We start from the raw sequence: 22,516 nt of genomic DNA on the forward strand, positions 1-22,516 counted from the left end.
CCGTCCGCGCGTCCCGGCAGGTCCGGGGCGCGCGGACGGGCGCGCGGGCGGGCGCGGGACCCGGACCGGAGCAGCCGGTACGGTCTCCCGATGACCACAGAAACGATCACCGCGTCCTCCGCGGGTACCTGGCGGCTCGGCGACCTCACCGTCAACCGGATCGGCTTCGGCGCGATGCGCCTCACGCACCTCGCCGACGGGTCCGCCTCAGACCGCGCGCGCGTGACCGGGGTGCTGCGACGCGCAGTGGAACTCGGTGTGAACCACATCGACACCGCCGCGTTCTACTTCTCCCCGCTGCGCTCCGCGAACGAGCTGATCAACCGGGCGCTCGCCCCGTACGCCGACGAGCTCGTCATCACCACGAAGGTCGGACCGGGCCGCGACCCGTCCGGCGAGTGGTGGTGGGCCGAGCCGGGGCAGCTGCGCGGACAGGTGGAGGAGAACCTGCGCCAGCTCGGCCGCGATCACCTGGACGTGGTCAACCTGCGCGTCAAGCGCCGCGAGACGACCGGTTCGATCGCCGAGCACTTCGGCGCACTCGCCGAACTCCGGACGGCCGGGCTCATCCGCCACCTCGGACTGTCCAACGCCCGGCCCGACCACCTCGCCGAGGCGCTGGCCATCGCGCCGGTGGTGTGCGTGCAGAACCCGTACGGGATCGGCTCCCCGGCCGAGGAGCACGCCTTCCTCGACGCGTGCGGGGAACGGGGCATCGCCTTCGTCCCCTTCTTCGCCATCGCCGGAGCGGGCAAGGAGGCGGGCGTGATCGCGGACGACGGCGAGCGCGTGCGCGCCGTGGCCCGCGCCCACGGCGTCTCGGCGGCACAGTTGCGCCTCGCGTGGACGCTGAGCCGCGGGGCGCACGTCCTCGCGATCCCGGGCACCGGCAACCCGGACCACCTGACGGAGAACCTCGCGGCGGGCGCCGTCGCCCTGTCGCCCGAGGAGGTCGCCCTCCTGGGTTCGGCGGACCCGACGGCGTAACGGCCCCGCGGGCCCCGCGAACCACACCGGCCCGCAAGCCCAGCCGGCCCCACGAGCCCGACGCCCGCCCCCACCTCCCGCCCCCGCTACCGGGCCGTATCCGCGCCGTGGCCCCGGGCGTGGGCCGCGGCCAGCGCCGCCGTGGCGGTGAACGCGGGGACGTGCCCGGTTCCGCCGCGCCCGGAGACCGAGAGGGAAGCCGCCGCCATGCCGTACGCCACGGCGTCCCCGAGGCCGTCTCCGAGCGCGATCCGGGCGGTGGTGGTTCCGGTGAAGCAGTCCCCCGCGCCGGTCGCGTCGACGGGGGCGGGGTTGACGGGCACCGGATGGTGGGCCACCTGCCCGCCGTCGTCGAGCAGCAGCCGCCCGGCGCCCGCGGTGACGGCCACCGTACGGGCGCCGAGCGCGCGGCAGCGGGCGGCGGCGGTGCGCGGGTCGGCGGTGTCCAGGAGCGCGAGCGCGTCCGCGGGGCAGGACGTCTTGAGCAGTCCGGTCAGCGGGGCGATCCGGGCGAGGAGTTCCCGGGCCTCGGCCCGGCCGGTCAGCCGGGAGCGGAAGTTGGGATCGTACGAGAGGTGCCCCCCGGCCCCGTGCACGGCCCGCGCGGCGGCCAGCACCGCGTCTCGGCTCCCGGGCGAGAGCGCGCCGGTGATCCCGCTGGTGATGAGGGCCTTCGAGCCGGTCAGCAGTGTCCGCCAGGAGTCGACGTGGGCGGGCGAGAGGGTGGAACCGGCGCTGTGGGTGCGCCAGTAGACGAACTCGCGGTCGCCCTCGGTGTCGGCGCCGAGCAGATAGGCGCCGTTGGGGCGCGGGGCGCGGCGGACGTGGGAGACGTCGATGCCGAGGTCGGCGGCCCGGCGCAGCAGCGGGATGCTGAGCTCGTCGTCGCCGATGACCGCGAGCAGGGCGGTCCGGGCCCCCGCGGCCGCTGCGGCGGCGGCCGCGTTGAGCGCGTCACCGGAATAGGAGAGACGGGCCGGAGTGCCGTCCGCGGCGGCGCGCAGGGCGGCGTCGGCATGGATCTCGACGAGGACCTCGCCGAGGACGAGCACGTCGTACCCGGTCACGCCCGCCCCTCCCGGACACGGCCGCCGACGCCCGGACCCTCCCCGCCGCCCCCGGCTCCCACGCCGCCCACGGCGCCCCCCGAGCAGCCGGCGCAGCAGGGGCCCGCCAGTGCGGCGAACACGGCGGCCAGTTCACCCGGATCGGCCGGCAGCCCGCTTCCGATGCCGACCGCGGCGGCCCCGGCGTCGAGCCAGTCGCGCACCTCGTCGGGGCGAATGCCGCCGGTGGGGATGATCAGGGCGTCGGGGAGTACCGCTTTCAGGGAGCGGATGAACTGCGGGCCGCCCACGTGGGCCGGGAACACCTTGGCCGCTCCGGCGGACCGGACGGCCGAGGCGATCTCGCCGGGGGTGAACCCGCCCTCGATGAAGACCGCCGACCGGCGCAGCGCGACCGCGCGGACCTCGGGAGCCGGGTACGGGGAGATCAGGAAGGCGGCGCCCGCGTCCAAGGCGGCCTCCGCCTGCGCGGAGGTGACGATCGTGCCGACGCCGACGAGCGCGGGGCGGCCGTGCGCGTCGGAGAGGGGGACCGTACGGCGGACGGCATCGGCCCAGCCGGGGGTGGAGGTGGTCAGCTCGACCGCGCGGCAGCCTGCGGCGAGCAGGGCCGAGGCCCGCCGGACGGCCGCGTCGGCGTCGGGGCTGCGCAGCACCGGCAGCAACCGCTGGGCGGCTATCACCGCGTACGGGTGGCAGGACAAGGAACCCTCCCATTCGTTCCACGTAGTGGAACGAGGTATCGTGTACCGGAACCAGTTGGTCTAGACCCTACACAGGACGGGAGTTCCCGTGTCGACGAACGGCCCAACGAACGACTCAACGAACGGCCGGACCGACGGCCCGGCGAACCACCCCACGAACCACCCCACGGACGACCCGACGGACCAGCAGGCGGACGGCGCCCCGCGCGGCGGACGCACCTCCGCCGCCGGGTCGGCGCTGGAGAAGTCCCTGCGCATCCTGGAAGCGGTGGCGGCGCCCGGCGGGCCGCACCGGCTGGCCGACGTCATGGCGGCGGCCGCGGTGCCGAAGTCGAGCACCTTCCGCATCCTGGCCTCGCTCGTCGACCAGGGCTTCGTACGCCAGGACGCCGAGAGCCGGTACGGGGCGGGCCCGCGGCTGCGCGGGCTCTCCGCCCTGGTCGCCGGCGGGGAACCGGCCAGCATCGGACGTGTCCTCGGCGAACTCCAGCAGGCCACCGGCCAGACGGTCCACCTCGCCCTGCACAGCGGTGAGACCATCACCTACATCCAGAAGCTGGAGAGCGACCAGCCGTTCCGCACCGCCTCCCGGGTGGGCATGCGCATGCCGCTGCACACGACCGCGATCGGCAAGAGCATCCTGGCGCACCTGCCCGACGCGGAGGTCCGGGACCTGATCGCCGCCGCCGGACTCCCGGCCCGCACCGAACGCACGCTGACCACCACCCGGGAACTGAGCGCGCAGCTGGAGCGGGCCCGCGCCCGGGGCTTCGCGCTGGACGACGAGGAGAACGAGCCCACGATCCGCTGCATCGGCGCGGCGGTCCTGCGTCCGGACGGCCGCCCGGTCGGCGGGGTCAGCGTCACCACCGTCACCTTCCTGGTCTCGCGCGAGGAGATCGAGGCGTACGCCCCGGCCCTGCGCTCCGCTACGGAGGCTCTGGCGCCGCTGCTGTGAGCCCGGCGCGCAGTTCACGGGCGAGCCGCAGGTGGCGGTGGCCCGGTTCCAGGAACCGCCCCGCCTGCGCCACGACCGACAGCAGCTCCGCGGCCTCGCGCCGCCGCCCGTCGGCGATCAGTGCCCGCGCCCACTCCAACCGGGAGTGCACGACGTGCGGATGGTCGGTGCCGAGGACGCGGGCGCGGTCGGCGGTCAGGGCCGCCCAGGCCCGTACGGCCTCGGCGGTGCGCCCGGTCATGGCCGCCAACGCCGCCTGACCGGCCCGGACGGCCAGGGTGTGCGGATCGTCGGGGCCAAGGCGGCCCTCCGTGTCCGCGAGCAGCGCGGCCCACTCCCGTCCGGCCCCGGCGGGTTCCGCCGGGCGGTACCAGATCAGGCCGCGCCGCACGGCCAGTACGCCGGGATGGTCCGCCCCCAGTACGGGCACGGCGTCGGCCAGCAAGCGCGCCAGCTGCCGGGCCGCCGCGCGGGGGTCGCCCGCTTCGCCGGTGAAGAAGGCCAGCTGGTGGCGGGCGGCCAGGGTGTCCGGGTGGCGGGGGCCGAGCCGCAGTTCGCGGCGCCGGGTGAGCGCGGCCAGGTCGGCGGCGGCCCGGCGCGGCCGGCCCGTGTCCCCGACCGCGAGCGCGAGGGGCAGCTCCGCTTCGGCCACCCCACCCCGCCGGGCCGCGGTGAGGGCCCGGACCGCCCGGGCCGGCCGCCCCTCCTGACGGGCCACGATGCCGAGGTCGTACGCGTCCCCGGGCCCGGCGCGGGCCAGCAGCCCCTGCCACAGGTGCTCGGGGACCGGCCCGAGGCCCGGCGCGTCCAGCAGGCAGCCGTCGGCCGTGTACCCGAGGACGTCGTTCCCGGCCAACAGGCCCTCCGCGCCGGCATCGTGGACCGCCGCGCACGCCCACTCCAGGGCCGGCCCGAAGGTTTCCCCGCCGTCGCGCCCCGCGAGGTAGGCCGGGTACAGCGCCCGCAGCCACGCGCGGGCGACCGGGCGGCGCAGTCCCGCCCGCCGGCAGTCCACCGCCGCGCCGACCACGGCGGCGCCGGCCGGCTGCGCGCCCGGCGTCCAGCCGCCGGTCCACCGGGCCACCGGCCCCTCCCCGCCCGTCAGGACTTCGGCGGGACCACGGCCCTCCCCCGCCTCCAGGGCGGCCACCCGGCGGCGCTCCCGCGGTGACCAGGACCGGGCGACGGGGACGACGGCCGCACGGCCGAGCAGCTCGTGCTCGGCCCGCCAGGCACCCCGGTCGCAGCCGGTGAGCCGGCTCGCCTCCCGGGCCTGGCGGCGCCGGTACTCCTCGGCCCTCATGGTGGCGACCACCACCGCCCCGCGCAGCCCGTCGAGGTGCGCGGCCGTGAGACCTCCGGCCCCGAGGTGGTCCTCCAGACCGTCCAGCCACAGCACCGCGCGGCGCCGGCGCGCGGCGACCCGTACCGCCTCGGGCAGCGCGGCTCGGGACAGCGGCCGGACGAACGCGTACCGGGGGTGGACGGCGCGCACCACCTCGTACGCGAGCCGGGTCGCGCCCGCCCGGGCCTCCCCCACCACCAGCACGAACCGGGTGCCCGGCGCGGCGAGGGCGGCGCGCAGCAGGGCCTCGGCGTCGCGCGGCACGTACGCGGGCGGCCCGCCCGGTCCCTCGGCCGGGTGTACTCCGGCCCGCCCGGGCGTCACCTCCCGCAGGAGCGGGATCCGCCCGCCCGGGGTCCGCCAGACGTCGGCGGGCGCGGGGGAACCGCGGCGCGCGGGCTCGCGCCCGTACTCGGGTGTGACCATGCGCGGCGTGAACCCAAGCGGCGTGAACACGCGCGACGCGAACACGCGCGAGGTGGACACCCGCGGTGAGAACGACTCCCGTAACAGCCGCGCGGTCAAGAACGATGCCGGCATGGCGCCCCCCACACGTCCCGTTTCGCCCTATGGTTCCCCGTAAGCCCGTTCGACTACCCCAACGAACGTGCGGAACCCGGCAGTTCCCCGCGAGCGACCTTCCCGGGCCACCTCCCCAGTCGACCCACCCGGGCCAGCGCCCCGGGCCACCACCCCCGGGCAGCCGGCCCGGGGCGGCCGCCCGGACCGGTCACGACGGCGCCCGGGGTCAGCGGCCCGCAGCCCGGGCCCGTTCCGGGAGCGCCTCCGCCGGAGCCCCGCGGCCGGTCCGCAGGACCAGGAGCACCCCCGCCGCCACCGCGACGGCCAGCGCGGCCGCCGCCCCCAGCGTGAGGGCGTCCGGGGAGGTCAGCGCCTGGCCGCGGAGGGCCTGCCAGGCGGTGAGGGCCACCAGAGCGGCGTACCCGGCCCCCGAGACGAGGACGAGGCGGACGCGCACGGCGTCGCCGAGGGTCCAGCCGTAACGGCCCGCCGCGAAGGCGAGGGCCAGGGCGAGCAGGGGCAGCAGCTGGAGCGCGTGCATGCCCACGAAGTGGGCGATCCGCAGGTCTCCCCCGGTCGCGGACCAGCCGGTGACGGGCAGGTGCGGGCCTCCGTCCGGCACGCCGACACTGTGCGCGCCGACCGTGTCGGTGATCTGCTGCGCGAGCTGCGCGTCGGTCGGCGAGGTCATCATGAAGCCGAGTGCCAGCCCGACGAGTCCGATCACCGAGCCGAGCCGGATCGCCCAGGTGGCCGCCCGGTCGACGAGCGGCCGACGCCACAGCGCCACCGCCAGCACGAGCGTGCCCAGCCACAGCACGACCACCGTCGTGCCCATCACGCTGAACAGTGCTTCGTCCAAGGGGGTTTCGTTGTTGAAGTGACTGCGGCGCCCGCGGATCACCTGGCCTACGATCACGGCCATCTCCACGACGGCCGCCACCACGATCACCAGCCCGGTCCACCATCCGGTCCGCCGGCCGCGGGAGAGCAGGGAGTACATCCATGCCAGCGTGAGCGCGTAGACGGCGAAGGAGACGGAGAACTTGAACGGCTTGTGCCAGATCGGAGAGCCGACCAGCCGCCGGTCGTCCACGATCAGCCCCACCCCTGACGCCAGGGCCAGCGCGGCCATCGCCGCCGCGAGGAAGAGCAGTGGCCGGTGCCAGCCCGTGAAGCGATTCCGCATCCCGTTACCCCCATGATGGATATCAACACTATCCAATGTCCGATAGCACCACTGTCCGTTCCCAGCCGCTTCCACGCAAGCCCCGGGGCCGCACGAAAGAGAGAATTCACTTTGCGTATAGGCGAGTTGAGCCGTACGTCGGGCGTTCCGGTGCCCACGATCAAGTTCTATCTGCGGGAAGGACTGCTGCCCGCAGGCGAGTTGAGCAGCCCCAATCAGGCGCACTACGGCGAACGGCACGTCCGCAGGCTGAACTTGATCCGGGCCCTCACCGACGTCGGTGGCCTGCCGCTGGCCTCCGTGGGCAAGGTCGTGGAGGCGGTGGAGGACCTGGACCGGCCCGTCCACAAACTGCTGGGCGCGGCCGCCCGGACCGTGGACCCCGCGCCGGCGCCCGAACCCGGGCGCGAGTCGGGTGACCGGGCGCGGGCCCTGGTCGGGGAACTGATCGCCCGGCGCGGCTGGCAGGTCCCCGGGGACCACGCCGCGGCGGTGTCCCTGGCCACCGCGCTGGCAGCACTGCTGGAGGTCGGTCACGGGGACTACCTGGACTTCCTGGACGAGTTCGCGTCGGCGTCCGAGCAGATCGCCGAGGCCGACCTGGCGTTCGTGGCCCGCCGGCAGAGCCCGGAGGAGATGGTGGAGCGGGTGGTGGTCGGCACCGTCCTGGGGGATGCGATGCTGGCCTGCCTGCGGCGGCTCGCCCAGTCGGACGCGTCGGCCCGGCGCTATCCGCGGCCGGACGGCCCGGAGGCGGGCCGGACGCCTTCGGGATAGATGTTCGGGAAACGCGTTCGGGAAAAGTGTTATCGAGGCCCCTCTCGACGGTCTCCCAGGTATCGGGCATCATCGACCGCCGGTACGGACAGGGAACATCACATGAGTACTCAGCACACGGCAGCGCTGGTGGCAGCGGCCCGCGCGGGCGATCCCCGCGCTCAGGACGAGCTCGTCAGCACCCACCTGCCGCTCGTCTACAACATCGTCGGGCGGGCCCTGAACGGCTCCTGCGACGTGGACGACGTGGTGCAGGACACGATGCTCCGGACGCTCGACGGGCTGGGCGGCCTGCGTGCGGACGACAGCTTCCGCTCCTGGCTGGTCGCGATCGCGATGAACCGTGTACGGGCGTTCTGGCAGGCCCGCCAGAACGGTCTCGGCGCGAGCGGTCTGGAAGCCGCCGAGGACGTCGCCGACCCCGGGGCCGACTTCGTGGACCTGACCGTCGCCCGCCTCAACCTGGCGGGCCAGCGCCGGGAGACGGCCCGCGCGACCCGGTGGCTGGAACCGGACGACCGGGCGTTGCTGTCGCTGTGGTGGCTGGAGTGCGCCGGTGAGCTGACCCGCGCCGAGGTGGCCTCCGCGCTGGAGCTGCCCCCGCAGCACACGGGGGTGCGGGTACAGCGGATGAAGGCCCAGCTGGAGGCGGCCCGGGTGGTCGAGCGGGCCTTGGACGCGCAGCCGCCGTGCGAGGGGCTCCGACAGATGACGGCGGGCTGGAACGGCGCGCCCTCCGCGCTGTGGCGCAAGCGAATAGCCCGTCATGCCCGGGAATGCGTACGATGCTCCGGCTTGTGGAGCGGCCTGGTCCCGGCGGAGGGACTGCTGGCCGGACTGGCCCTCGTGCCGGTCTCGGCGGCCCTGCTCGCAGGGATGCGCACGGCCGGAGCGGCCGGCTTCGACCCCGCGAACGCCGCCTTCGCCGACGGCTCCGGGGCGGACTTCGCCCACGCTTCCGGAACGGACTTCACCCACGGCTCCGGGGCGGACTTCGCGAACGCCGCCACCCAGCTCAACCCCACCGTGTCCGGCCCCGGACGGGCGGCCCGGCGCCGTTCGGGCGACGCGGGCGGGCCGGGCGTCGGCGGGTCAGGTGCGGGCGGTCCGGGTGCCGGCGAGGCCGGGGGCCATGCCTCCCGCGGGGCGCTGCGCAAGCGGCGCCGCAGCCGCCGCCGGGTGATCGGCGGCGCCGTGATCGCCGCCTGTGTCGCGGGCGGCGGGCTGGCGTACCTCGGCACGCTCCCCGGCTCCGGCAAGCCCGAGGCGAGCGGCGGCACGTCCCCGGCACCGCTGGCCGCGCTCTCGGCCACCGACCCCGGCACGCCGCTCCCCAGCGCGCCGGCCTCCCCCTCGCCCTCGGTGTCCCCGTCACCGTCCGCCTCGGCGTCGGCCTCCGCGTCGGCGTCGCCCTCCACCGCCCCGAGCCCGAGCGCGAGCCCGACGCCGCAGAAGAGCCGCTCCAGTGCCCCCGCTCCGAAGCCCTCGGCCCCGGCGCCCGCACCTGCTCCGCCGGGTGTCGCGGGCCAGGTCGTCGCCCTGGTCAACAAGGAGCGGGCCACGGCGGGCTGTGGTCCGCTGAAGGAGGACGCGCAGCTGCGCGCGGCCGCCCAGGGGCATTCCGACGACATGGCCAAGCGGGACTTCTTCTCGCACACCAGCCCCGACGGCGCGGACCCCGGCAAGCGGACGACCGCGGCCGGGTACCGCTGGTCGACGTACGGGGAGAACATCGCCAAGGGCCAGCAGACGGCGCAATCGGTGATGGAGTCCTGGATGAACAGCTCGGGGCACCGCGCGAACATCCTCAACTGCGCCTTCAAGGACATCGGCGTCGGCGTCCACCAGGGTGCGGGCGGTCCCTGGTGGACGCAGAACTTCGGGGCCCGCTGACCGGCCCGCCGACCGGCCCGACCCCTAGTGGTGGAAGCCCGACCGCGGCGCCGCGGCCGGGACCGGCGGCGGCGAGGTCGTCAGGTGCTCCACGGCCCGGCGGAGGTCCTCGACCAGGAGGGCGATCTGGTCGCGGGTCACGCCGTGCCGGACGAGGACGCGCTGGATGACCGTGTCCTGGCGGTCGGCCGGCAGCGGGTACGAGGGCACCTGCCAGCCCCGCATCCGCAGCCGGTCGGAGAGGTCGTAGAGGCTGAACCCGGCCGCGGCCGGGTCGGTGAGGGTGTAGGAGACGGCGGGCAGGGCGCCCTTGCCGTCGTACAGGAGGGTGAAGGGGCCCATCGCGGCCACCTCGCCGGCCAGGTACTGGGCGGTGTCGGCGCAGGCCTGCTGGACGCGTCGGTAGCCGCCCCGGCCGAGGCGCAGGAACAGGTAGTACTGGGCGATGATCTCGCCGCCGGGGCGGGAGAAGTTGAGGGCGAAGGTCGGCATGTCGCCACCGAGGTAGTCGACATTGAAGACGAGGTCCGCGGGGAGCAGGTCCGCGGTGCGCCAGACGATCCAGCCGACGCCGAGGGGCGCGAGCCCGTACTTGTGGCCGGAGGTGTTCACGGAGGCGACGCGCGGCAGCCGGAAGTCCCACACCACGTCGGGGTGGAGGAACGGCGCGACGAAGCCGCCGCTGGCCCCGTCGACGTGGATCGGAACGTCCCAGCCGTGCTCGGCCTGGATCCGGTCGAGTTCGGCGGCGAGCTCGGCGACCGGCTCGTAGTCGCAGGTGTAGGTGACGCCGAGGATCGCGACGACGCCGATGGTGTTCTCGTCGACGTGCGCGGCGAGCTGGTGCGGCCGCAGGCCGGTGGCGCCCTCCTCCAGGGGGACCTGGCGCAGCTCGACGTCGAAGTACCGGGCGAACTTGTCCCAGCAGATCTGTACCGGCCCGCAGACCAGGTTGGGCCGGTCGGAGGGCAGGCCCTGGGCCCGGCGGCGCTCGCGCCAGCGCCATTTGAGGGCGAGGCCGCCGAGCATGGCGGCCTCGCTGGAGCCGGTGGTGGAGCAGCCGGCCGCGGTGGTGCCCGCCGGGGCGTTCCACAGGTCGGCGAGGATGTTGACGCAGCGGGACTCGATCTCGGCGGTCTGCGGGTACTCGTCCTTGTCGATCATGTTCTTGTCGAGGCACTCGTTCATCAGGCGGTGCACGCCGTCGTCCGACCACGTGGTGCAGAAGGTGGCCAGGTTCTGGGCGGCGTTGCCGTCGAGGAGCAGCTCGTTGTGCAGGAGTTCGTAGACGACCTCGGTGGGCGAGTGGTCGTCGGGCATCCGGTACTTCGGGAGGATCTGGCCGCTGAGGGCGGACGCGAACACGTCCGAATCGGCGTCGGGGCCACCTACGTCCTTCGTCTCATGAAGAGCCATATCGGGACTATAAGGTAATAACGCCCACATCAACCTGAAGTCTTCCCCGGGGGCCTTCGCGTTGTCGTGCGGGCGGGGCCACCGGGGGGCGGGCCGCCGCGTCCGTTCGGCGTCCCGGCGGGCTTCGCGACGCACGGCCCGCGGGCCTCGCCGGCGGTTCGCGGCATGGCTTCCGGCCGACTCTGCGGTGTGACCCCTCCCATAGAGACCCGGGAGCGCCGCAGAAATTACTGTCGAGTAGTGTTACCCGCGTAGATCTTCCTGTCCGAGCCGCCGGAGCCGGTACGGACAGGAAGATCATCCAATTGGTTCTACCGGCAACGTATCCACACATGTCTGGATACAGGCCAAGCGTGCCCTCTGCACTGATACCTCTTCGCTCCATGAACACGATCACCCGCCGGCAGGCTCTGGGAACCTCTGCCGGTGTACTCACCGCACTCGGCCTCGCCGCTGCCGCCACAAGCGCGAGCGCGAGCGCCACCCCCGCCCCGTCCACACCCACCGACGCGGGCACGGTCGACGAGGTCTACAAGGGCCGCCGCATCCAGATCACCCCGGGCGGGGGCGGCCACCACGGCGGCCACCACTCCCCCGGCCAGCCCACCGTCCGAATAGACGGCCGCGAACTGCACGTGATGCGGAACGCCGACGGGACCTGGATCAGCGTCATCAACCACTACGAGACCTTCGCCGATCCGACCTCGCTGGCCCGCGCCGCCGTGCGCGAGCTCCAGGGCGCCACCCTCGCCCCGTTCGCACCGATGGGAGGCGCGGCATGACCGTGCGCAAGAACCAGGCCGCGCTCACGCCCGAGGAGAAGCGCGCCTTCACCAACGCCCTGCTGGAGCTGAAGCGGACCGGCCGCTACGACCGGTTCGTCACCACCCACAACGGTTTCATCATGAGCGACACCGACTCGGGCGACCGGGTGGGGCACCGCTCCCCGTCCTTCCTCCCGTGGCACCGCCGCTTTCTTCTCGAATTCGAGGCGGCGCTGCAGGCGGTGGACGCGACGGTGGCTCTCCCGTACTGGGACTGGACCGTGGACCGCACCTCCCGCTCCTCCCTCTGGGCCGCCGACTTCCTCGGCGGAACCGGCCGCGCCCGCGACGGACAGGTCCTCGACGGACCGTTCGCGTACGCGACGGGCAAGTGGAACGTGAACGTGCGGGTGGACGGGCGCTCGTACCTGCGCCGTGCCCTCGGCGAGGGCGTCGCCCAGCTGCCGAGCAAGGCCGAGGTCGACGCCGTGCTGGCCATGCCGGTGTACGACGCGGCTCCCTGGAACAGCTCGTCGAGCGGCTTCCGCAACAACCTGGAGGGCTGGCGCGGCGCCAACCTGCACAACCGGGTCCACGTGTGGGTCGGCGGCCAGATGGGCACCGGCGTCTCGCCGAACGACCCGGTCTTCTGGATGCACCACGCCTACGTGGACAAGCTGTGGGCGGACTGGCAGGCCCGTCACCCGCAGTCCACCTACCTGCCCGCCGCCGGCACCGCCAACGTCGTGGACCTGCGCGACACGATGCGGCCGTGGAACGACGTGACTCCGGCCGACATGCTGGACCACCGGAAGTTCTACACGTTCGACACCGAACCCGCCGCGGCCGCCAGCCAGCGGTAGTGCAGTTCGGGGCGGCCGATCTGGCCGTACCGGGGGGTGCGGTCCGCGCGGCCGCTGTCCACCAGGTGCTCCAGGTAGCGGCGGGCGGTGATCCGGGAGGTCCCGGCCGCCTCGGCCGCCCCCGCGGCGGTCAGCCCCTCGGGCGCCGCCCGCAGCAGGGCGGCGACCCGGTCCAGGGTCGGCGCGCTCAGCCCCTTGGGTAGCTCGGCGGGGCGGGGCGCGCGCAGGGCCGCCATGGCCCGGTCCACGTCGTCCTGACCGGCCGCCTCGCCCGCCGTCGCGCGGAACTCGGCGTAGCGCAGCAGCCGTTCGCGCAGCGTGGGGAAGGCGAAGGGTTTGAGCACGTACTGGACCACGCCGAGGGAAACGCTCTCGCGGACCACGGCCAGGTCCCGTGCGGAGGTCACGACGATCACGTCGACGGGGTGCCCGGCGGCGCGCAGTCCGCGCGCGAAGCGCAGCCCGTGCCCGTCGGGCAGAGTCAGGTCCAGCAGGAGCAGATCGACGCGGGTCCGGTCCAGGACCCGGGTGGCCTCGGCGAGCGAGTGCACGGCGCCGACGGCGGTGAACCCGGGCACCCGGCCGACGTAGAGCGCGTGCGCGTCGGCGGCCACCGGGTCGTCCTCCACGACCAGCACCCGCACGTCCCCGCCCGTCACACCGGGCCCCCTTCGGGCCCCGCGGTCCCGGGCCCCGGCCCCGCGGGGCCCGATGACCGACCGGCGGCCCGGCGCTCCCCCGCCGGGTCGCCCCCGGCCTCCGGCGCCGGACCCGCGAACGGCAGCCGTACGGTGAACTCCGCGCCCCCGCCCGGACCCTGCGCCGCGGTGACCGCGCCGCCGTAGCGGTGGGCCACCTGCCGGACCAGCGCGAGGCCCAGGCCGCGCCCCTCCCCCTTGCCCGACCAGCCGCGCCGGAACACGTCCACCCCCTCCGGGAGCCCGGGGCCGTTGTCCGCGACCCGCAGCAGCAGTTCGCCGCCCGCCGGACGCAGCGTCACCGCGATCCGCGCCGCCGGTACGCCCGCGACGGCGTCGACCGCGTTGTCGATCAGGTTGCCCAGCACCGTGACGAGGTCACGCGCCGGCGGCAGTCCGCCGCCCGCGGCGAGCCGGCGGCTGTCGGGAGTGACGACGAGTTCCACGCCCCGTTCGTGCGCCTGGGCGGCCTTGCCGAGGAGCAGCGCCACCAGGACCGGTTCGCCGACCGCGGTGATCACCTCGTCGGTGAGCGCCTGCGCGAGCTCCAGTTCGGCGGTGGCGAACTCCACCGCCTCCCGCTCGCGGCCGAGTTCGATCAGGGAGACCACCGTGTGCAGCCGGTTGGCGGCCTCGTGCGCCTGGGAGCGCAGGGCCTGGGTGAAACCGCGTTCGTGATCCAGCTCGCCGGTCAGCGACTGCAGCTCGGTGTGGTCGCGCAGCGTGATCACCGTGCCCCGGCGGCCGCCGCCCGCGACGGGCGAGCTGTTGACGACGAGCACCCGGTCGGCGGTCAGGTGCACCTCGTCCACCCGCGGCCGGTCCGCCAGCAGGGCCCCGGTGAGCGGGGCGGGCAGCCCCAGGCCGGCGAGGGACGCCCCGCGGATCCCGGCGCCCAGGCCGAGCAGTTCGCGCCCCGCGTCGTTGATGAGGGTGATCCTGCGCTGCCCGTCGAGCATGAGCAGCCCCTCGCGGACCCCGTGCAGGGCCGCCTGGTGGTAGTCGTACATCCGGCTCAGCTCGGCCGCGTTCATCCCGTGGGTGTGGCGGCGCAGGCGGGCGTTGACGACGTACGTGCCGACGCCGCCGAGGGCGAGCGCCGCGGCGGCGACCCAGGCGAGGGCGGCGAGCTGCTCGGCCAGCCGGTCGCTGATCGCCCGGACCGTGATGCCGGCGCTGACCATGCCGATGACCCGGCCGTCGTCGTCGAGCGGGGTGACCACGCGGATGGAGGGGCCCAGGGTTCCCGTGTAGGTCTCGCTGAAGGACTCGCCGCGCAGGGCGGGGGCGGTGTTGCCGAGGAAGGGCTCGCCGATCCGGCGCGGGTCGGGGTGGGTCCAGCGCCGGCCGTCGGGGGCCATGATCGTGACGAAGTCCACCCCGGAGTCGACCCGTACCCGCTCCGCGTAGGGCTGGAGCCGGGCGGAGGGGTCGGTGCCGCGTACGGCCTCCCGTACGGCCTCGCGTACGGACGGGGAGTCCGCGACCGCGTGGGCCACGGCCCCGGCCTGGCGGCGGGCGGCCTCCTCCGCCTGGCCGCGGGCGGTCGCGTACGCGAAGACGGCACAGCCGGCGACGACCACGGCGACCAGCAGCACCTGCATGGCGAAGAGCTGGCCGGCGAGGCTGCGCGGCGGACGGGGCAAACGGAACATGACGCTCAGTGTGCACCGGGCCGTGAACTCAATGAACGCAAGGGTGACCGGGGTCACAGCGGCGCGCGATGGTCCTCCCGGGACACATTCACCACCAGGAGGCATCGTGGCCGCCAGGCGCGACAGAACGCACTATCTCTACATCGCGGTGATCGCCGCGGTACTGCTCGGCATCGCCGTCGGCTTCGCCGCACCCGGCGTGGCCGTGGAGCTCAAGCCGCTGGGCACCGGCTTCGTCAACCTCATCAAGATGATGATCTCGCCGGTGATCTTCTGCACGATCGTGCTGGGCATCGGATCGGTCCGCAAGGCCGCCAAGGTCGGGGCGGTGGGCGGGCTCGCCCTCGGCTACTTCATGGTGATGTCCACCGTGGCCCTCGCCATCGGCCTGCTGGTCGGCAACCTGCTGGAGCCCGGCAGCGGCCTGCACCTGACCGAGGCGGCGCGCAGCGCGGGCGAGGCGCAGGCCAAGGCGGGCGGGGCGGAGAGCACGGCGGACTTCCTGCTCGGGATCATCCCGACGACGATGGTGTCCGCGTTCACCGGCGGCGAGGTGCTCCAGACACTGCTGGTGGCGCTGCTGACCGGATTCGCGCTCCAGGCCATGGGCGCCGCCGGCGAACCGGTGCTGCGCGGGATCGGGCACGTGCAGAAGCTGGTGTTCCGGGTGCTGGCGATGATCATGTGGGTCGCCCCGGTGGGCGCCTTCGGGGCCATCGCGGCGGTGGTCGGGGCCACGGGCATCGACGCGCTGAAGTCGCTGGCCGTCATCATGATCGGCTTCTACACGACCTGCCTGCTCTTCGTCTTCGTCGTCCTGGGCACGCTGCTGCGGGTGTGCACCGGGGTCAGCGTGTTCGCGCTGCTGCGCTACCTGGGCCGGGAGTTCCTGCTCATCCTGTCGACCTCCTCCTCGGAGTCCGCGCTGCCCCGGCTGATCGCGAAGATGGAGCACCTGGGGGTGTCGCGCCCGGTCACCGGGATCACGGTGCCGACCGGGTACTCCTTCAACCTGGACGGGACGGCGATCTACCTCACGATGTCCTCGCTGTTCGTGGCGGAGGCCATGGGCAAACCGCTCGCCCTCGGCGAGCAGATCTCCCTCCTGCTGTTCATGATCATCGCTTCGAAGGGGGCGGCCGGGGTGACCGGCGCCGGCCTCGCCACCCTCGCCGGCGGTCTCCAGTCGCACCGGCCGGAGCTGGTGGACGGGGTCGGGCTGATCGTCGGCATCGACCGCTTCATGAGCGAGGCTCGGGCCCTGACGAACTTCGCGGGCAACGCGGTGGCGACGGTGCTCATCGGAACGTGGACGAAGGAGTTCGACCACGCGCGGGCCGGCGAAGTCCTCGCGGGACGGCTGCCGTTCGACGAGAGCACCCTGCTCGACGACGCGCACGGCGGCGACTACGGCGCGGCCGGAGCCCCGGGCGGCGGCACCGGCAAGGACACCGGCCCGGCCGTCGGACAGGACGCCGGTGAGGCCGGTACGGCCACCGGGAAGGATGCCCTGCCCGTGCAGCCGCACGCCGACAAGGACGGTGTCCCGGCCTGACCGGAACACCCGCGCGGGAAGGCCGGGCCGGGCTCGCCCCCACGGTGCCCAGCCCGGCCGGACCCGGCACAGACCACACATCTCACCCATACTCGGTTAGCCGCCACCGATATACGAACCCCCGTGTTGCAAAAGGTACTTCCGCACCGGGGCATGCGTCTGACATCTTGCGTCCACCACTCGTTTCGTACGGCCCGGTAGGTGCGACCCACCGGGTCTTCGGAGGACGCCTTGATACCCCACATATCCAGCAGACCTCGACGTACCCTGGTGCTGGCCGCCGCCCTCGGCGCCGCACTGGCGTTCGGGGCCCCCGCCGCGCTCGCCGGCACCGCCCCGGTCTCCCCCGGCGCCCCGGCCCCGGCCCCGGCCCCCGCGCCGCAGGCGGCGGCACCGGCTTCCCAGAGTGCGACCTGGGCCGCCGGCACCCGCGCCTACCTCGTGATCACCGCCCCGGGTGACAGCTCGGCGGTACGCTCCGCCGTCACCGCCAACAGCGGCACGGTCTTCGCGTACTACGACGCCATCGGCGTCATCGTCGCCCACTCCTCCTCGGCCTCCTTCGCCGCCACCCTGCGCGGCGTCAGCGGGGTCCAGCAGGTCGGCGCGACCCGTACGTCGGACGTGCCGGCGGACGCCTACAACCCGGCCCTGCCCGCCAACCCGGCACAGTCCGCGACCGGTTCGGGCGAGCCCGTCCGCGCCGACATGACCCAGATCAAGGCGGACCAGGCCTGGGCCGTCACCACGGGCTCCGCCGGTGTCAAGGTCGGCATCCTGGACACCGGTGTGGACGACCAGCACCAGGACCTGGCGCCGAACTTCAACGCGGCGGACTCCGCCTCCTGCGCGTACGGCAAGGCGGACACCCGCGCCGGCGCCTGGCGGGACGTCGGCACCCACGGCACGCACGTGGCCGGTACGGTCGCCGCCGCCAAGAACGGCAAGGGCGTCATCGGCGTGGCCCCGGGCGTGAAGATCTCCTCGGTGCGCATCGCGGAGCCGGGCTCCTCGCTCTTCTTCGCCGAGAACACCGTCTGCGGCTTCATGTGGGCCGGCGACCACGGCTTCAAGGTCACGAACAATAGCTATTACACCGACCCGTGGCAGTTCAACTGCCCGGACAACGCCGACCAGGCCGCGATCATCGAGGGCGTCAAGCGCGCCCAGGAGTACGCCGAGGGCAAGGGCTCGCTCCAGGTCGCCGCGGCCGGCAACTCCAACCTCGACCTGGCCAACAAGACGACCGACACCGAGAGCCCCAACGACTCGACGCCGGTCACCCGCACCATCACCAACGCCTGCCTGGACATCCCGACCGAGCTGCCGGGCGTGGTCACGGTCTCGGCGATGGGCACCACCGCGAAGGCGTCGTACTCCAACTACGGCCTCAACGTCGTGGACATCACGGCCCCCGGCGGCGACGCCACCGGCATCTACAGCACCCTGCCGGGCGGCAAGTACGGCAGCATGAGCGGTACGTCGATGGCGTCCCCGCACGTCGCGGGTGTGGCCGCGCTGCTGGCGAGCACCAACCCGGGCATCACCCCGGCGCAGCTGCGCGACAAGCTGGCCACCCAGGCCAACGACGTCGCCTGCCCGTCGGACAGCCGCTGCAAGGGCACCACCGCCAAGAACGGCTTCTTCGGCGAGGGCCAGACCGACGCCCTGAAGGCCGTCGGCTCCACCCCGCCCCCCGGCAAGTTCTTCGAGAACACGGGTGACTTCGCCATCGGCGACAACACCACGGTCGAGAGCCCGATCACGGCCTCCGGGGTGACGGGCAACGCCCCGGCCACCCTCAAGGTGGGCGTGAACGTCGTGCACACGTACATCGGCGACCTGAAGGTCGACCTCGTGGCTCCCGACGGCACCGTGTACACGGTGCACAACCGCTCGGGCGGCAGCACCGACAACATCGCTCAGACCTACACCGTCAACGCCTCCTCGGAGGTCGCGAACGGCACCTGGAAGCTGCGGGTGAACGACAACGCCGGCGGCGACACCGGCAAGATCGACTCCTGGAGCCTGACCTTCTAGTCGGGGCCCGGACACCGGGACCGGTCGTCACAGCACGTCGGCCGGCCAGTCGAACACGACGTCGCGGTGCTGCTACGGGGCCATCGGGGAACAGTGCACGTGTTCCCCGGTGGCCCGCGTCGCGTACGGGACCTCCGCCCGGACGGCCGCCGGCGAGCGAAGCGCGGCGAAGGTGTCCCACGCCCCGCGCCCGGCGAGGTGCACCTCCTTGCCGGCCCCGGGGCCGATGGTGCCGAGCACGGAGAACAGGGCCTGCGCGTAGTACCGCGCGGCGGGCGGGGGCGGCCTACCGGGTCCGCAGGACGCAGTCCCCGCAGAAGCCGCCGCCCGGGACCTTGTAGTAGAGGCAGCAGCTGCCCCGGACGAAGGCCACGCCGAGCCCCGGCTCGTGGAGGAAGGTTCCGGTGCCCGCCAGCGGCCCGCCCTCGGTCAGCAGGGCGGCCGCCGCGACCACGGCCGTGTCCCCCTCGACCCGGTCCGTCAGCACCCGCAGCGCCCCGACGAGTCCCGACGCGGTGTTGCCCCGCAGGACCTTGGGCGAGACCCCGAACTCCCCGCGCAAGCGGGTACCGAGCAGGTCCAGGTGGTCCAGGTGGTCCAGGACGGTCGGCGCCAGCGCCTCGGCCGGCAGCCCTCCGGGCTCGGGCAGCCACAGTTCCAGCGAGCCCGCGCGGGGCAGCCGCCACCACACCCGGCCGGGGTCCAGGTCCGGGACCCGTCCGGCCAGCGCGAGACACCCGAGCCCGAGCGACCACAGCCGTGAGGCGATGCCGAACTGCGCGGTCGAGGCGGCGACCCGGTCCGGTCCGGTGCCGATCCGCCGGCCCACCTCGGTCACGTACGGTCCCAGGTGCTCCCCGTACAGCTCGGTCAGCGGCCGGAAGCCTGGGCCGGGCGGTTCCTTCCCGAACGGCACCGCGAAGAAGGGCCCGACGGCGGCCAGCCGTCGCAGTACGTCGTCCAAGGTCAGGCCCCCGGTCCGGCGGCGGCAGCGCGCCCGGCGCCCGGATCCCTCACGCAGTCCATCCCCCGATGCTCTCAGGCGCCGGCCGGGCTCAGCTCACCGGGGAGTACGCCGCCACCTCGAAGTCGGACAGGTCGAGCCCGCCCGCGGGCTGAGCCCCGGCCCAAACCCGCGTCACAGTCCGGCGAGGAACTCCAGCAGCGCCCGGTTGAAGACCTCGGGCCGCTCCACGCCCGGCAGGTGGCCCGCCCCCTCGATGACCGCGAGCACCGAGTGCGGCAGCAGCGCGTGCAGCGCCTCCGCCTCGGCGACGGGGGTGTAGACGTCGTCCGCGCCCACCACCACCAGACAGGGCTCGCCCGCCGCGGCGAGCACCGGGCGGTAGTCGGGCCGCTCCGCACGGCCCCTCAGCGCCGCGGCCGCGCCCCGGGGGTCGGTCGTACGCATCATGGCACTCACGTGCGCGGCGACGGCGGGCATCCCGGTCACGTTGTAGGGCGCCAGCATCTTGTCGATGACCTCGTCGGCGTACGGCCCCATTCCCTCGGCGAGGAGCCGCTCGGCGGCCGCCCGGCGGGAGTCCGCGCCCGCCGGCGTCTCCGGAACCGGGGACGTGTCCGAGAGGACGAGGGCGCGTACCAGACACGGGTGGCGCAGTCGCATCTCCATCGCTGTCTGCCCGCCCATGGACACACCGCCGACGACCGCTTGTCCGATTCCCAGACCGGCGAGCAGAGCAGCCAGGTCGTCCGCCAGATCGGCGAGCAGAGCCTTGCCGGGGATGACCGGGCTTTCCCCGTATCCCCGCAGGTCAGGAGCGATGACCCGGTAGCCGGCGGCGGTCAGCGCGGCCGTCTGGGGGGCCCACATCGTGCGGTTGAACGGATGTCCGTGGATCAGGAGGACGGGCGCCCCGGCACGGGGTCCGAGATCGTCGAAAAAGAGGCGCGCGCCGTTGCCGAATGGGGGGTTCATGAGAGGACTCTAAGGGGCTACATTGAGCCACTCGCGTTCACCTGACAGCCCGTTGCCTTTCACTCGTGTTTTGCACGGGGGGCGACGTCAGGGACGCAGACTGTGCAACCACCCCACCGCCTAGAAGGACCGAAGGCTCCGTGCCCGTACCCGTACTCCTCGCCGGCCGCAGCGTGCGGCTCGAGCCCCTCGCCCCCCACCACACCGAGGCCCTGGCCGTGGCCGGGGCCGAGGATCGTACGACTTACGCCTTCACTCCCGTGCCGCACGGGCTGCAGGCGTCCCACGAGTACATCGACCGTGCCCTCGCCGATCAGGCGGCGGGTCGATCGCTCCCGTTCGCCGTGGTCAGAGCCACCGACGGGCGGGTGGTCGGTTCGACCCGGTTCCTGGAACTCGACTACTGGCAGGGGCCCCTGGTGTGGCCCGCCGTGCCGGGCGTCCCGTTCGGCGATCCGGCGACGGCGATCCCCGATGCCGCCGAGATCGGCAACACCTGGCTGTCCCCGGGCGCCCAGGGAACCGGCATCAACACCGAGGCGAAGCTCCTCATGCTCCGCCATGCCTTCGAGACCTGGGGCGTCCGGCGCATCTCCCTGCGCGCCGACGCCCGCAACGGCCGCTCCCGAGCCGCGATGGAACGGCTCGGCTTCACCTCCGAGGGGGTCCGCCGGGCCCATTCCCGGGGGCTGGACGGGGCGGTCCGCAGTACGGCCTTCTACTCGGTCCTCGACGAGGAGTGGCCGACCGTGCGGTCGGTCATCGAGCTGAAGCTGTCGCGCGCGGCGCAGCGCAAGCGGCGCCGCAAGACCCTGGTGCCGGCCTGAGCCGTCCCGCCCGTGCCGTCCCGCCCGTGCCGTCCCGCCGGCGCGCCGGTGTCCGCGTCTCCTCCCCCGGCGGGTCAATCGAGGAAGGCCGGGCCCAGGGCCGACGGCATGAGCGGGGCCGGGGCGCCGCCGCCGCCGGCCGGCACCGCGTACAGGTCGGCCCCGAAGTCCCCGGGAAGGGAGTAGACGACGGTCCGGTCGTCCGTCCAGACGACCTGGTCGTCGACGCTGCGCTCCTCGGCGAGCGGGGTCTGCGTCCCGGTGGCCAGGTCCAGGGCGTACAGCCGCCACGGTGCCTCGGCGGGCCGCCCGGGCTCCCGTTTCTTGAACACCAGCCGGGTTCCGTCGGGTGACAGCGACGGGCACTCGGCGTTCTCGCGCAGCGTGGTCACCGTGCGCGCCGCCAGGTCCCCGCGGACGAGGTGGGTCCGGCCGCCGGTGGCCAGGGTCGCGTAGAAGGTCCGCTCGTCGGCGGCGAAGGTGACCCCCCAGAAGTTCACGTCGGCGCTGCGGTACGGCTTGCCGTCCCTGACCACCGCGAAGTCCTCCAGCGAGGCGTCGAGGCGGCCGGTGCGCAGGTCGACCACCGAGGTCCGCGTCGAGAAGCCGGTCCCGGCGTACGAGTCCCCGCCGACGAAGACCGTCCACGCGGCGAGGTGTCCGCCGGGCGAGACCCGGGCCCGGGTCGGTATGCCGGCCAGGGGGTACGCGGCGACCTCGGCGAGCCGGGCGTCGAGGACGACGGCCCGGTAGCCGTCCTGGACCGCGCCCCCGGCCGCCTGGAGGCAGATCCCGGTGCCGGCCGCCGCGTGGAAGCGCAGGCAGTTCACCCCGGAGGTGGTGCGGTCGCCCCGGGGCTCGGCGGCCGGGACGGTGGCGAGTTCGTCGCGGTGCGGGCCCCAGGCCATGTTGCGGAACACGATCCGCCGACCGCCGTCACCGGGGGTCAGGGACACCGCGCCCCGGGTGACGCGGGGGCCGCCGTCCCGGGCCCGGTCCTTGTCGTCCGCCCGGGAGGAGGCGCGCAGTACGGAGCCCACCCCCACGGCGGCGAGCAGGGCGAGGACGGCGGCGAGGATCAGCATCCGGCGCTGGAGGGTCATGGCGGCCTCTCGGTACGGGTGCGTGCCCGGGAGCTCCGGCCGGGGCGGTCCGGCGGCCGGCGCGGACGCACCGTACCCGGGGGAACCCGCGGGTACCAGGGGCGGTCGGCCGGAGGACCGCACACTCCGGGGACCGGCGGGCGCCGGGCAAGGTCTTGGCCTAGGGCACCCCAAGAGAAGGAAAAACGCGGAACCCTGGCATGCTTTCGTACAT

20 protein-coding genes are annotated in these 22,516 nt (G+C 74.1%); 9 read left to right on the forward strand and 11 right to left on the reverse strand.

The window, feature by feature from the left end:
- The first annotated feature begins 90 nt into the window (after positions 1-90).
- Complete coding sequence (locus ABT106_RS19570; protein ID WP_351278827.1) at positions 91-987, forward strand: aldo/keto reductase; 897 nt, start codon at positions 91-93, stop codon at positions 985-987.
- Between the two features lie 86 nt (positions 988-1,073).
- Here ABT106_RS19570 and ABT106_RS19575 read toward each other — a convergent pair whose 3' ends face one another.
- Together ABT106_RS19575 and ABT106_RS19580 are read right to left on the reverse strand one after the other, a co-directional pair.
- Positions 1,074-2,054 carry a PfkB family carbohydrate kinase gene (locus ABT106_RS19575; RefSeq protein WP_351278830.1) on the reverse strand — a complete coding sequence of 327 codons (981 nt, stop codon included), beginning with the start codon at positions 2,052-2,054 and terminating at the stop codon, positions 1,074-1,076.
- Positions 2,051-2,758, reverse strand: a complete 708-nt coding sequence (locus ABT106_RS19580) for a bifunctional 4-hydroxy-2-oxoglutarate aldolase/2-dehydro-3-deoxy-phosphogluconate aldolase (protein WP_351278833.1) — start codon at positions 2,756-2,758, stop codon at positions 2,051-2,053. Before ABT106_RS19580 ends, ABT106_RS19575 begins: the two co-directional genes overlap by 4 nt.
- 88 nt (positions 2,759-2,846) lie before the next feature.
- Here ABT106_RS19580 and ABT106_RS19585 point away from each other — a divergent pair, with 88 nt between their 5' ends.
- Entirely contained in the window at positions 2,847-3,716 is an 870-nt protein-coding gene (locus ABT106_RS19585; protein ID WP_351278835.1) for an IclR family transcriptional regulator domain-containing protein, read from the forward strand.
- On the opposite strand, the gene ABT106_RS19590 is transcribed toward ABT106_RS19585, so the two are convergent.
- Together ABT106_RS19590 and ABT106_RS19595 are read right to left on the reverse strand one after the other, a co-directional pair.
- Complete coding sequence (locus ABT106_RS19590; protein WP_351278838.1) at positions 3,688-5,487, reverse strand: hypothetical protein; 1,800 nt, start codon at positions 5,485-5,487, stop codon at positions 3,688-3,690. The two genes, ABT106_RS19585 and ABT106_RS19590, sit on opposite strands and share 29 nt — an antisense overlap.
- 322 nt (positions 5,488-5,809) lie before the next feature.
- The gene (locus ABT106_RS19595; protein ID WP_351278841.1) at positions 5,810-6,772 is read right to left on the reverse strand and encodes a hypothetical protein; all 963 of its coding nucleotides are present in this window, start codon (positions 6,770-6,772) and stop codon (positions 5,810-5,812) included.
- 150 nt (positions 6,773-6,922) lie between these two features.
- Here ABT106_RS19595 and ABT106_RS19600 point away from each other — a divergent pair, with 150 nt between their 5' ends.
- The gene (locus ABT106_RS19600; RefSeq protein WP_502979429.1) at positions 6,923-7,549 is read left to right on the forward strand and encodes a MerR family transcriptional regulator; all 627 of its coding nucleotides are present in this window, start codon (positions 6,923-6,925) and stop codon (positions 7,547-7,549) included.
- 102 nt (positions 7,550-7,651) lie between these two features.
- Positions 7,652-9,442 carry a sigma-70 family RNA polymerase sigma factor gene (locus tag ABT106_RS19605; protein WP_351278846.1) on the forward strand — a complete coding sequence of 597 codons (1,791 nt, stop codon included), beginning with the start codon at positions 7,652-7,654 and terminating at the stop codon, positions 9,440-9,442.
- A gap of 24 nt (positions 9,443-9,466) precedes the next feature.
- Here ABT106_RS19605 and gad read toward each other — a convergent pair whose 3' ends face one another.
- Positions 9,467-10,858, reverse strand: coding sequence for a glutamate decarboxylase (gene gad, locus ABT106_RS19610; RefSeq protein WP_351278849.1), 1,392 nt, complete (start codon positions 10,856-10,858; stop codon positions 9,467-9,469).
- Between the two features lie 383 nt (positions 10,859-11,241).
- On the opposite strand from gad, the gene melC1 reads away from it, so the two are divergent.
- Positions 11,242-11,640, forward strand: a complete 399-nt coding sequence (melC1, locus tag ABT106_RS19615) for an apotyrosinase chaperone MelC1 (protein WP_267719269.1) — start codon at positions 11,242-11,244, stop codon at positions 11,638-11,640.
- Positions 11,637-12,485 carry a tyrosinase MelC2 gene (melC2, locus tag ABT106_RS19620; RefSeq protein WP_351278852.1) on the forward strand — a complete coding sequence of 283 codons (849 nt, stop codon included), beginning with the start codon at positions 11,637-11,639 and terminating at the stop codon, positions 12,483-12,485. The genes melC1 and melC2 overlap by 4 nt, the downstream gene beginning before the upstream one ends.
- Here the strand turns inward: melC2 and ABT106_RS19625 are convergent.
- Both ABT106_RS19625 and ABT106_RS19630 read right to left on the reverse strand, forming a co-directional pair.
- Positions 12,440-13,144: a response regulator gene (locus ABT106_RS19625; protein WP_351278854.1), complete on the reverse strand. Its 705-nt coding sequence runs from the start codon at positions 13,142-13,144 to the stop codon at positions 12,440-12,442. The two genes, melC2 and ABT106_RS19625, sit on opposite strands and share 46 nt — an antisense overlap.
- Positions 13,141-14,838, reverse strand: coding sequence for a sensor histidine kinase (locus tag ABT106_RS19630; protein ID WP_351278857.1), 1,698 nt, complete (start codon positions 14,836-14,838; stop codon positions 13,141-13,143). The genes ABT106_RS19625 and ABT106_RS19630 overlap by 4 nt, the downstream gene beginning before the upstream one ends.
- A 31-nt stretch (positions 14,839-14,869) precedes the next feature.
- Between ABT106_RS19630 and ABT106_RS19635 the strand changes: the two genes are divergently transcribed.
- Entirely contained in the window at positions 14,870-16,393 is a 1,524-nt protein-coding gene (locus ABT106_RS19635) for a cation:dicarboxylate symporter family transporter (protein WP_502979430.1), read from the forward strand.
- 270 nt (positions 16,394-16,663) lie between these two features.
- Positions 16,664-18,433 (forward strand): S8 family peptidase, encoded by a 1,770-nt coding sequence (locus tag ABT106_RS19640; RefSeq protein ID WP_351278892.1) that lies wholly within the window; start codon positions 16,664-16,666, stop codon positions 18,431-18,433.
- A gap of 72 nt (positions 18,434-18,505) precedes the next feature.
- Here ABT106_RS19640 and ABT106_RS19645 read toward each other — a convergent pair whose 3' ends face one another.
- The 3 genes from ABT106_RS19645 to ABT106_RS19655 all read right to left on the reverse strand — a co-directional run bounded on the left by ABT106_RS19645 (position 18,506) and on the right by ABT106_RS19655 (position 20,372).
- Positions 18,506-18,673 carry a hypothetical protein gene (locus ABT106_RS19645; protein WP_351278863.1) on the reverse strand — a complete coding sequence of 56 codons (168 nt, stop codon included), beginning with the start codon at positions 18,671-18,673 and terminating at the stop codon, positions 18,506-18,508.
- Between the two features lie 46 nt (positions 18,674-18,719).
- Entirely contained in the window at positions 18,720-19,397 is a 678-nt protein-coding gene (locus tag ABT106_RS19650; RefSeq protein WP_351278866.1) for a (2Fe-2S)-binding protein, read from the reverse strand.
- 174 nt (positions 19,398-19,571) lie between these two features.
- Complete coding sequence (locus ABT106_RS19655) at positions 19,572-20,372, reverse strand: alpha/beta fold hydrolase (protein ID WP_351278869.1); 801 nt, start codon at positions 20,370-20,372, stop codon at positions 19,572-19,574.
- Between the two features lie 140 nt (positions 20,373-20,512).
- Between ABT106_RS19655 and ABT106_RS19660 the strand changes: the two genes are divergently transcribed.
- Positions 20,513-21,199, forward strand: a complete 687-nt coding sequence (locus ABT106_RS19660) for a GNAT family N-acetyltransferase (protein ID WP_351278872.1) — start codon at positions 20,513-20,515, stop codon at positions 21,197-21,199.
- A 74-nt stretch (positions 21,200-21,273) separates the two neighbouring features.
- On the opposite strand, the gene ABT106_RS19665 is transcribed toward ABT106_RS19660, so the two are convergent.
- Positions 21,274-22,302 (reverse strand): TolB family protein, encoded by a 1,029-nt coding sequence (locus tag ABT106_RS19665; protein ID WP_351278874.1) that lies wholly within the window; start codon positions 22,300-22,302, stop codon positions 21,274-21,276.
- Positions 22,303-22,516 lie beyond the last annotated feature (214 nt).

This window comes from Streptomyces sp. NPDC002044 (genome assembly GCF_040296725.1).
GTDB lineage: Bacteria > Actinomycetota > Actinomycetes > Streptomycetales > Streptomycetaceae > Streptomyces > Streptomyces antarcticus.